The sequence below is a fragment of the Desulfonatronovibrio magnus genome (genome assembly GCF_000934755.1).
GTDB classification, from domain to species: domain Bacteria; phylum Desulfobacterota; class Desulfovibrionia; order Desulfovibrionales; family Desulfonatronovibrionaceae; genus Desulfonatronovibrio; species Desulfonatronovibrio magnus.
Window position 1 is genome coordinate 1 of the sequence record NZ_JYNP01000108.1, and the last position, 8469, is coordinate 8469.

Below are 8469 nucleotides of genomic sequence, written 5' to 3' on the forward strand. Positions count from 1 at the left end.
GTATAGTTCAATACCTGTAGCCCATACCTTTTTTTGGCTTCAAACAACCATTTTACCCATGTGCTACGGTCCTTGGCGAATTTAAGCAAGAATTCCTTTTTATGGCATCTATGGGTAATATGCCATACATGATCAGGCAAAAAATATCTGTTGGCTCTGGGCATATTTGCTTACAACTGGTTTTTGAGCATCGAAATGGGCGTTCTAAGGCCAATTTTAGACTATATAGAGGATATTTATACAATTAACTCAATAACTTGATTAGGTCCGACCCCATAAGAGCGGTGCAGGCCTGTGAAAGGCTTGGTCAAGCTTTTGGCAGGGCTGTCAGGGGAGAGCAGTCCAGACATCCCAGAAGCGGGTCTGGATATTATATCCCCTGATTTTTACCGTCAAAAGTGAGCACTTTTGCATGAGGAAGGATTTTTTTTGAAAAAAGTATCGAAATACAGGGCTTGTCCATTGCTATGATGATTTTTGCCAATGAGATCACATTATGCACAGGAGCTACTGAAAAGCTGCTTTAAAAGTGCGTTTCAGCCGGATGAACATGTAAAAATCAGATTTTCTGTTCAACCTTTTCAAAGCATGGGATGCAGTATACTTGGCCGTCAAAACGCCGGGTCCGGGATTCCATGGTGGACTCATTACATGCCTTACATTCTAAACTATCCAGGATTTTGGCCGGCCGCGGAGACGGGGTTTCGATATTGTTTGTAATGAAGAGCTCACTTAACGGAGCATCAAATATACGTTTTTTTGCTTTTTCCTTGAGCTCTTTTGCCTTGAGTTTTTCCTCATCCGTGGCTTGGCCGGAGAATATTTTCTTGGTCAGTGCTCTCATTTCCTCGCCTTCCTCACCCATGGCGCTTCGTTGAAAAACAGCCCGCAGGGCCTTGCCGTCGCTTTTGCGGTAAAATGAAAAGGCTGTCTTGCCCAGGTCTTTGTGAATGAGGTTGCCCTTACCAAAAGTGCAGCCGGTCAGGACCTGTATAGCGTCCACCCCGCACATATCTGTTTCCACCACAGCAGTGATGGGATCCTGGTCATTATGCCCAAGTTCGTTCAGACAAAGTTCTGCTGCACGCAGTCCAATCCACAGTCCGGGGCATTCATGACCGTGGAACTCGACTGATTTTCTGATCTGTTCCGGGGTAAGGTTGCAATTCATATGTTTTTATCTCCTTTTAATAAAATGCCGGGGTAGTTTAAACTATAAAATCCCGCCCAGAGCCGCCTTCTGGTATCACTGACCCCGGTTCAGGGGGTATGAATATTAACTGTCTTCCTCCTGCCTTGCTCCGCGACTCAAGGCATTCCTATGCCGGGCGTGAGATATTCTTTTCTTTACATTCAAGTACACTTAAACCGGAAAAATGGAAAAATTACTCCATGGGTAAGCCCTCACAGCCGGGAACATTATATGTTTCTGAAAACTGAAAACGCAAGTAAATTATCAGCTTTTTCTGGCAAAGACAAAATATAAATGCTCCAGGTCCTCCATATGTTCCAGTTTAAAACAATGCTCATCCAGCAGTTGTTTAAGTTCCCTGCTGTCCGGCATCATGTCATGAGCCACTGCTGTGCCGGCTTTTCGGTGTACGTCATTAATTTTTGCCATGCCGATAAGATGCAGGATGACTAAAATGCCGCCGGGCTTCAAGGCATGTTCCATGATTTTGAGGGCCGTGGGTTTACAGTCAAAATGAGGAAAGACCTGGTGGCAGAATACACAGTCAAAGCTTGCCGCTTTAAGGTTTAAGGCTTCCAGACAATTGGTGTGAAACTCAACGTTGTCTGCGTCAGTTAGAAGATTTTCAGCGTTCTGGATCATTCTATTGCTGATATCAAAGGATATAACCTTGCCCTGCTTTCCAACCTGTTCTGACAGGATTCTGGTCAGCCGACCAGTACCACAGCCAGGCTCCAGAATAGTCATCCCGTTCAGGTCAGAAATGGTGGTCAGGACCTTTTGAATCTTTTCCATTTCCTCTCGGGTATAGTTGTCATTGGCCCATTGGGCATTGGCTTGGGCATCAAAAAAATCAGCCTTGGCCTTGTTGATTCCAGATGAACCATGGACTGGATAATAATTGGACATAGTATGTTTCCTCTCAGGCTTAATTTTATTTGGGATAATATTTTCATGAACTGAAAAATCTTTACTTGTTGACAATATCCATATCCAAAAATAGGTTAGTCGTTAATATTAGTTCAAGGGGAGGGGGGTTGTGTTATGATTGTTAATGTTAGTGAAGCCAAGACCAACTTTTCAAAACTATTAGAAATGGCTCACTCCGGCCAGGAAATCATCCTGGCCAAAGCTGGCAAGCCTTACGCTCTTCTGACGGCTTTGCCTCCAGATAGGGTTCAGCGCAAGCCAGGACGATTATCCGGTAAAATTTCTGAAGCTTTTTTCGAGCCTTTGCCTGAAGAAGAAGTTCAAGCTTGGGAAACAAAATGAAATATTTACTGGACACTCACGCATTGCTTTGGTGGTTTACTGATGACCCCAAGTTGTCTGAAAAGGCACGTTATATTATGCTCCGAGAAGAAAACTCAATTTTTGTAAGTGCAGCCAGCGCATGGGAAATTGCTACAAAACATCGAATAGGCAAACTGGATCATGTGCCTGATGTTACAAAGAGATTTTCCGAACTGGTGTCAGCGGATGGTTTTATTCACTTGCCAATAACTTTTGTCCATTCATTGCGTGCAGGCTCTTACGCCGTGCAGCACAGAGACCCATTTGATCGTATGCTGGCCGCCCAAAGTGAACTGGAAGGGCTGCCTCTTGTCACCCTGGATCCTGCCTTTTCAACCTTTAATTGCAATACTGTCTGGTATTGATATCTCATCCACTACCATCACCTAAACAATTGCCATGAAATTATGTGCTTGACATCCTCCTATCTCAAAAAATCAGGCATTTCGCCCAGTTTTCCATATTCTTTTTCCATTTCAGCGTTTACAGACTTTCCAACCAGAAAATTATATATTTCATCAGCCTTTTCCCTGATATCCAGACCATCAAAAGAATCAGGATAAATTATTCTGCCGATGGTATAGCCGCCAATCAGGGCTGTATCAATGTTGGTCAGGTACCAGTTGTATGGATGCAGTACGTGAACCTTTTCTTCTCTGAACGCTCTGAGCCCGTTATATATCTCTGGTTTTTTGTGATACGCTTCCGCAGCGAGTCGCAGTCCACCTCCGTCAATGAAGATGATTTCTGGGTCGATTTTAAGCAGGTTTTCCAGGTTGGTATAGATATGGCTGCGCTTCAACGCCTGGATTTCTCGGGCCAGGTTCCTGGCCTGGAGCCATTCAAATGGTGGATAGTCCTGGTCAGTGCTTTCCAGGCCCTGAGAACCCCGGTAGCCGATTCCGCCTATATAGACCCCTGGAGTTTCCCGGATTTGAGAGTTGGCTGCTCTTTGTTTCAAATCATTGATGGATGCTTTGATGTAATCAGTCACGTCCCTGGCTCTTTGCTGCTTGTTGAGTATCTTTCCGGCCAGCATAAGGGAGTCAAAGACTGTCTCATCAAAGGTGGCAAATGGCCCATATCCAAGCACAACAATGGGAATGCCAAGAACCTTCTGCACTTCATCAGCCAGTGCAGGGTCCATGTAGGTGATAAAGATTACATCCGGATCAAGGCTAATTAACTGCTCCATATTTGGCTTTTGATTTATGCTTGCCGGACCTCCCGGTCCGGCAATGGGCAGATCATGCAAGTCCGGGCCGGCAATCCAGTAAGGCCTCCCTCTCGGGTTGATCTTTTCCATGTTTTCCACAGCCACTACCCTGTCCTGGGCCTGGAGATAGACAATGAGCCGCAGGGTGCCTGGAGCAAGACACACTATTCGTTTTGGATCATGGGGAACGGTGATGGTCCGTCCCGTCACATCCTGCACTATTAGCTTCCCGGCCGGGGTGTGACCGGGAAGTAAGAGGCTGCATAGTAGAGTGAGAATAATCGTGATAGTTTGCATGGTTAGAAAAGTTAGAACCTAACACTTACGCCTACCATGCCGTTGATGCCGGGCATGGGGTAGCCTGGTTTGTATTCATAATCGACATCAGTCAGGTTTTCACCGGCAATGAAAAATTCAAGATCCAGGTTGCTTGATTCCATTTTGTAAAGATAGCTTAGTTTTCCATTGAGCAGGTAATGGCTTCCCACTTTGTTTTCATTGGTGAAGCCATCCCGCCGGGTTCTTGATTCTACGTATCTTTCTGAAACATATTGACCATCAAGGCTGAGTTGGAAACTCTTGAAAAAGCGCCAGTTAAGTCCCGCGCTGAATGTCCTTTCGGGGGCATAAGGCAGGTCGCTGGGATCTGAGTCCAGAAAAGTAACCCCTGCAAAGAGCGAAAGATCATTAATCGGATTATAGCTAAGAGTTGCCTCAACCCCCTGGGTACGATAAGTGCCGATATTGTCGTATGCAGGCGGAAAAGGTGGAGGCGGATCAATAACATATCTGTTTTTGCCCTTGTCCCTGAACAGTGTCAGATCAGCCCTGACTTTTTCCCAGGAATGACTTATTCCCACTTCATAGTGATCCATGGTTTCAGCCTTAAGGTCTTTCCACGACTCTCCCAGGGCAGGGATGGATTCTTCTGACAGGTACACAACTTCCAGACCGGGATATAGTACGCCCTTAGAATAGCCAAAATGAATCTGAGTGTTCCTGTAGCCCAGAATCAGCCCTGCATGAGGAGCGGTTTCTGAGGAGAAGCGGTTATGATTGTAGTACCTGAGTCCTGCCGAAGGAATGGCATAAAATCCTGACTCATCGCCAATAAACTGATTTATGGCCATGTACGGCGAGGTGACCCTGTTGGTGGGGCCGTCCCATTTGTCACCTCCTGGTCTGCCTTCTCCTGTGGTGATATCATAATCAAATCCCAGACGCAGTTCACCTCCTGTCCACAGGTTCAGTTCTTCCACGGCTTTGATGCCATGATACTTGAACTTCCATATGGCATCTGGCCTTCCGTCCGGCCTGTCCAGCTGCTGACCCTCCCCTTGATTTGCATATACCTGAACAGACCCTCTAAACCTTTCGTAATCATGTTCAACTTTTGCTGATCCCATCCATGCCTCTGTACCGTACTTTCCTTCTCTCTCCAGAGGGTCGGCGTCCTTTTCACCAGGATCCCAGGCATGGTTGTCAGTATGCAGTCCAAAAACTGAAGCATACCAGTTGTCACCCAGTTCTGTGCCTATCCGTGCAAAGTAGTTGGTCAGCTGTCCATGGGATTTTTTCCTGTGTCCGCTTGATTTCCTGAAACTTTGTCCCAGATAGTAATCTGTTCCACTGATCTTTCCTGCGTGCTCCGCTCTCTGAACTATTGTACTGTAGCTTCCTCCTGCAAGATGCAGGTTGGTTTTGAAACCTTCATTACGCTGTCTTTTGGGAACAATATTTATTGCACCAAAGGCATTCCCGAAACGATGAGGTTGAGGACTCTTGAAAACCTCAATTTCTGCTGCTGTGTCGATGGATAAAAGATCCAGGAGAGGATGGTTCCATATGCCCATATACATGGGTACACCATCAATAAAAGTTTTGATCTCAGCTCCGGGACGACTGGAGCCCATGCCCCGGATAAACACTGCCCCGCCTTCAGCCCCTCCATGTGAGCCGATCTGGTTATGGCGGGAGATGTTTACCCCTGGAGTGCGTCTGAGAGCCGTGCCCAGATCCTGGGCATTAAGGTTCCTGATCTGTTCTTCAGTGACCACAGTTGTGGTAGAGCCGTAGGAATCCACTACATTGCCGTCAATGATGGGTGTGGAGGTAACAATTATTTCCTCCATATCCTGGGACAGTGCTGGTGATGCCAACATAAGAATACAGGCCATCCAGATGAGCATTGCTCCTGTCAAAACTGGTTTCTTAAGCATTTTTCCTCCTTTTGCAGACTACAGGATGTTATGAATTGAAATTTTATTATTGGCTTTCGTCTAATAAGTTATATTTCGTGTTACCAGTAGCCATGTCTATCCATGCAGCCAGGACACAAAGGTTATCAAAAAACAGAGTAACTGTTCACCACATTTGCAATAAGACTATTAAGCAACCTGGATTCCGGCTTTCGCCGGAATGACGGAAAAGGGCAACTACCTGCGTTAACCGTCACCCCGGACTTGATCCGGGGTCCATGTCTTTTTATTTTTACCTTGCTGAACAGTTACAAAACAGATTATTTTGTTTCAGTCAGCACGCTGATTTTTGAGAATCCAGAAGACCTGCCCGCGTCCATTACGCCCACGAGAGTTCCAACATGGGCCTGCCTGTCCGCCCGGATGATCAAGGGCTGTTCCTTTGATACGAAAAGCCTGTTCAGGGCTCCGGGCAACTGGTCCAGACTTGTTTGTGTACCACTCACGTATAAAATCCCTTTTGAGTCTACAATGATTTCAACCTCAGCCAAATCCTGGACCTGGGATGTCTCAGCCTCGGGCAGACTGAGTTCAATTCCGTGGTCAGCCACTACCTGATAGGTGAGCATGAAGAAAAGAAGAAGCAGAAAAACCATGTCCACCAGAGGAGCGATGTCAATATGAGTATGCCTGTGCCTGATGCGTTCAAACTCCATATTCAACCTTCCTGCTCACAGGCCTTAGTGCTCAGGGCCAGGGTGATTTCCTTCATGCCCAGAGTAATTTCTCCCATGCGGCTGTCTAAGTAGTGAAAGGCTACGTGAGCTGCTATGGCCACCAGCAGGCCTGAGGCAGTGGTGATGAGCGCTTCCCAGATGCCTGTGGCCAGAATGGCCGGTTCTACCTGTGTCCCAACTTCAGCCATGGACTGAAAGGCCTTGATCATGCCCAGCACTGTTCCGGTCAGCCCCAGCAGAGGGCTGATAACTGAGATGAGAGAAAGAGTGCCCAGCCCCCGCTCCAGCCTGCGGACCAGCTTGGTGCCGATTATGCCAATTTCCTTTTCTCCCAGGTGTCTTTCCAGACCACTTATCAGCGGTTCCAGCACAGGCGGCCTTTGCTGCTGGACTTCCTTCAAAGACATGCTCAACTGGCCCATGATGCTTCTGTACTGCATGGTCTTGTGCAGGATAACGGCCAGGGCCGTAATGGAGCAGGCCAGGATGGGCCACATGAGAATTCCGCCTTTAAGAAACAAATCAGTCATACACTTACCTCAATTCAAACCGTATGTTCAGCCTGGCCCGGCTTTCTACCGACTGCCCGTTACGACTGGCCGGATAATAGGTTGACTGCTGAACAGCTTTGAGGGCGGCCTCATCCAGGCCATGTCCGGATTTTTCAATAATTTCCGCCTGCACAAGATTACCATGCTCATCTATGTGCAGCTTAAGCCCCACCACTCCTTCCCGTCCCATGCGCCTGGCCCGCATGGGGTATTCCGGGATGACTCTCTGATTGAACCTTGGGCCTTCAGGCTCACCAAAGGCTGTTTGCACCGGCTCTGCGGGTAATGGGTCCTTTTGCACAGGGCCGCGCAGATCAGGAGGGGTGATACTTTCCTGGACAGGATGTTTAGAGACCGTTTCTGGTTCAGCATACTGGGTCTGTTTTTCCTCAGGTTTTGGCTCAGGTTCTGGTATGGGTCCCGGCTCTTGTTCTGGCTTATGAATCGGTACAGGCTCAGTCTCAGGTTCTGGAATGGGATCAGGTGTTGGTCTTGGCTCAGGATCTGGCTCTGGCTCAGGTAGTGGTTCCGGCGTTGGCTCATTGTTTTCGACTGGCTCAGACAATGGCTCAGACTTTGGTCTGGTTTCTTGAGACTGTTCAGGCACAGGGTCAACAAGGACAAAGCTGACAGACTTGAAGGTTGCCTCAACAGGTTCCTGATTTTTGAATGGCAGAGCAAAGAGAGCACCATGTGCTGCAAAAGCCAGAAAAATGCTGATCCAGATTGATATTTTGTTTCCATGAGACATGAGGTCATTAAATTAAGTTGAAATCATTTCCTTGTGTCGTTCAGAGAGATTTTGCTCCTGGCATATTGTGATGGCCGGTAAGATATAAAAACGTCCATTTGACCAAAGTATAAATCAAATGCTTGTTAGATAATTATTTTGTAAACGTGTCACTTGATAGAGAATATTTTTATTTTTGTAAATGAAAAATAATCATTTTTATGATTTTTTATTTTTTAACTTGACAGTCAAAACTTCTCTAAACCTTTTGCATTCATTTACCATGATTTTACTTATTCGATATTTCGACGAAAGCCGTAATCCGGCATAACGATGAGAACTTTTGGCTCTCAAATTTTTAAGTATACTCAAATATATCCATGCAAATTATTAGAAAGAGGTGAGCGGATAATTGGCTGCGCAAGCCATACCCCGCACAGACAGTTCCTCACGATCAGGAGTATTGAGTTGTGAATAATTATCTTACTGGATTGGCAGAGAAGATGAGGCTGAAAATGGACTCTTCGAAAATAACAGTTAAACTGACTGCTG

9 protein-coding genes are annotated in these 8469 nt (G+C 46.5%); 2 read left to right on the plus strand and 7 right to left on the minus strand.

The window, feature by feature from the left end; translation table 11 throughout:
- Nucleotides 1-559: 559 nt before the first annotated feature.
- Both LZ23_RS10655 and LZ23_RS10660 read right to left on the minus strand, forming a co-directional pair.
- Complete coding sequence (locus tag LZ23_RS10655; protein ID WP_045214033.1) at nucleotides 560-1171, minus strand: FmdE family protein; 612 nt, start codon at nucleotides 1169-1171, stop codon at nucleotides 560-562.
- A gap of 285 nt (nucleotides 1172-1456) precedes the next feature.
- Nucleotides 1457-2101: a class I SAM-dependent methyltransferase gene (locus LZ23_RS10660; RefSeq protein ID WP_045214035.1), complete on the minus strand. Its 645-nt coding sequence runs from the start codon at nucleotides 2099-2101 to the stop codon at nucleotides 1457-1459.
- Nucleotides 2102-2236: 135 nt separating this feature from the next.
- Between LZ23_RS10660 and LZ23_RS10665 the strand changes: the two genes are divergently transcribed.
- Both LZ23_RS10665 and LZ23_RS10670 read left to right on the plus strand, forming a co-directional pair.
- Nucleotides 2237-2464, plus strand: coding sequence for a type II toxin-antitoxin system Phd/YefM family antitoxin (locus LZ23_RS10665; protein WP_045214036.1), 228 nt, complete (start codon nucleotides 2237-2239; stop codon nucleotides 2462-2464).
- Complete coding sequence (locus LZ23_RS10670; RefSeq protein ID WP_045214037.1) at nucleotides 2461-2850, plus strand: type II toxin-antitoxin system VapC family toxin; 390 nt, start codon at nucleotides 2461-2463, stop codon at nucleotides 2848-2850. The genes LZ23_RS10665 and LZ23_RS10670 overlap by 4 nt, the downstream gene beginning before the upstream one ends.
- A gap of 59 nt (nucleotides 2851-2909) precedes the next feature.
- On the opposite strand, the gene LZ23_RS10675 is transcribed toward LZ23_RS10670, so the two are convergent.
- The 5 genes from LZ23_RS10675 to LZ23_RS24070 all read right to left on the minus strand — a co-directional run bounded on the left by LZ23_RS10675 (nucleotide 2910) and on the right by LZ23_RS24070 (nucleotide 7938).
- On the minus strand, nucleotides 2910-3920 hold the full coding sequence (locus LZ23_RS10675) for an iron ABC transporter substrate-binding protein (protein WP_198145966.1): 1011 nt from the start codon (nucleotides 3918-3920) through the stop codon (nucleotides 2910-2912).
- 89 nt (nucleotides 3921-4009) lie between these two features.
- Nucleotides 4010-5920 (minus strand): TonB-dependent receptor, encoded by a 1911-nt coding sequence (locus LZ23_RS10680; protein ID WP_045214040.1) that lies wholly within the window; start codon nucleotides 5918-5920, stop codon nucleotides 4010-4012.
- Nucleotides 5921-6219: 299 nt separating this feature from the next.
- On the minus strand, nucleotides 6220-6615 hold the full coding sequence (locus LZ23_RS10685) for an ExbD/TolR family protein (protein ID WP_052507309.1): 396 nt from the start codon (nucleotides 6613-6615) through the stop codon (nucleotides 6220-6222).
- Nucleotides 6616-6617: 2 nt separating this feature from the next.
- The gene (locus LZ23_RS10690) at nucleotides 6618-7166 is read right to left on the minus strand and encodes a MotA/TolQ/ExbB proton channel family protein (RefSeq protein WP_045214042.1); all 549 of its coding nucleotides are present in this window, start codon (nucleotides 7164-7166) and stop codon (nucleotides 6618-6620) included.
- 4 nt (nucleotides 7167-7170) lie between these two features.
- Entirely contained in the window at nucleotides 7171-7938 is a 768-nt protein-coding gene (locus tag LZ23_RS24070; RefSeq protein ID WP_052507310.1) for an energy transducer TonB, read from the minus strand.
- Nucleotides 7939-8469: the final 531 nt, after the last annotated feature.

What these genes read in the sequence shown, in the direction of transcription:
- LZ23_RS10655 (WP_045214033.1), bottom strand. Translation starts at nt 1,171, where the DNA reads ATGAATTGCAACCTTACCCCGGAACAGATCAGAAAATCAGTCGAGTTC.
- LZ23_RS10660 (WP_045214035.1), bottom strand. Translation starts at nt 2,101, where the DNA reads ATGTCCAATTATTATCCAGTCCATGGTTCATCTGGAATCAACAAGGCC.
- LZ23_RS10665 (WP_045214036.1), top strand. Translation starts at nt 2,237, where the DNA reads ATGATTGTTAATGTTAGTGAAGCCAAGACCAACTTTTCAAAACTATTA.
- LZ23_RS10670 (WP_045214037.1), top strand. Translation starts at nt 2,461, where the DNA reads ATGAAATATTTACTGGACACTCACGCATTGCTTTGGTGGTTTACTGAT.
- LZ23_RS10680 (WP_045214040.1), bottom strand. Translation starts at nt 5,920, where the DNA reads ATGCTTAAGAAACCAGTTTTGACAGGAGCAATGCTCATCTGGATGGCC.
- LZ23_RS10685 (WP_052507309.1), bottom strand. Translation starts at nt 6,615, where the DNA reads ATGGAGTTTGAACGCATCAGGCACAGGCATACTCATATTGACATCGCT.
- LZ23_RS10690 (WP_045214042.1), bottom strand. Translation starts at nt 7,166, where the DNA reads ATGACTGATTTGTTTCTTAAAGGCGGAATTCTCATGTGGCCCATCCTG.
- LZ23_RS24070 (WP_052507310.1), bottom strand. Translation starts at nt 7,938, where the DNA reads ATGTCTCATGGAAACAAAATATCAATCTGGATCAGCATTTTTCTGGCT.